This window comes from bacterium (assembly GCA_020440705.1).
GTDB lineage: Bacteria > Krumholzibacteriota > Krumholzibacteriia > LZORAL124-64-63 > LZORAL124-64-63 > JAGRNP01.
The window spans coordinates 1-1,084 of the sequence record JAGRNP010000259.1; the positions used below are offsets into that span (position 1 = coordinate 1).

General features: G+C 69.9%; 2 protein-coding genes. Both read right to left on the reverse strand.

All coding sequences use genetic code 11. From position 1 onward, the window contains the following. Positions 1–277, reverse strand: a 277-nt coding sequence (locus KDM41_18225; GenBank protein ID MCB1185361.1) for an integration host factor subunit alpha, incomplete at its 3' end; no start/stop codon positions are given. A gap of 106 nt (positions 278–383) precedes the next feature. Further along, the coding region (locus KDM41_18230) for a beta-ketoacyl-ACP synthase 3 (protein MCB1185362.1) at positions 384–1,084 on the reverse strand (701 nt) is incomplete at its 5' end.

A 1,084-nucleotide genomic window follows, 5' to 3' on the forward strand; every position in this document is an offset into this window, starting at 1 on the left:
GGCTCTTCAACACCTGGGAGGCGCGGAACACGAGCACGCGGCGGGGCAGGATCGGCACCTCCTCGCCGGTCTTGGGGTTGCGGCCGACCCGCTCGCCCTTCTCGCGCACGGCGAAGGTGCCGAACGACGAGATCTTGACCGTGCCATTCATCACCAGCGAATGCGCGATCTCCTCGAGGATCGCATCCACCAGGCCGGCGGATTCGCTGCGCGACAGCCCGACCTCCTGATAGACCGCCTCGGCGAGCTGGGCGCGAGTCACCGTTCTGCCCGTCATCGCCCGCGTTCCCCTCGCGTGTGCCTTCGATGGATAAAACGCTAGATGATACAAAGGTTTCCGTCAACCGGGCCGACACGCCGCGGCCGCCCCGCGGGGAAGGGGCCTACCAGCGGATCAGGGCGGCACCCCAGGCGAAGCCGCCGCCCATGGCGTTGCAGAGCAGGAGGTCGCCGCGGTCGAGTCGGCCAGAGGTGTAGAGCCGGTCGAGGGCCAGGGGAATCGAGGCGGCCGAGGTGTTGGCGTGCTCGGCCACGGTGACCACCACCTTCGCCTCGGCAATGCCGAGCTTCTTGCCGACCGCGTCGATGATGCGCTTGTTCGCCTGATGCGGGACCAGCCAGTCGACGTCGTCGATGGCGAGCCCGGCAGCGTCGAGCACGGCGCGCGCGGCACCCGTCAGCTCGCCGACCGCATGGCGGAAGACCTCGCGGCCGTTCATCCTGAGATGGCCGACCGTGCCGGTCGAGGAGGGGCCGCCATCGACCTGCAGATGGGCGTAGTGGCGGCCGTCGGCGGCCAGCATGGTGGCGAGGATGCCCTGGTCGAGCGCCGTGCCGGGCTGCTCCAGGGCGGTCAGCACGACCGCACCGGCGCCGTCGCCGAAGAGCACGGCGGTGCCGCGGTCGGTCCAGTCGAGCAGGCGCGAGAAGGTCTCCGCCCCGATCACCAGGGCCGTGCTGGCCTGGCCGGCCTTGATGAAGTTGTCGGCCACGGCCAGGGCATAGACAAAACCCGTGCAGACCGCCTGGACATCGAAAGCGACACCCCGGGTCATGCCGAGGTTGGCCTGCACGCGGGTGGCGG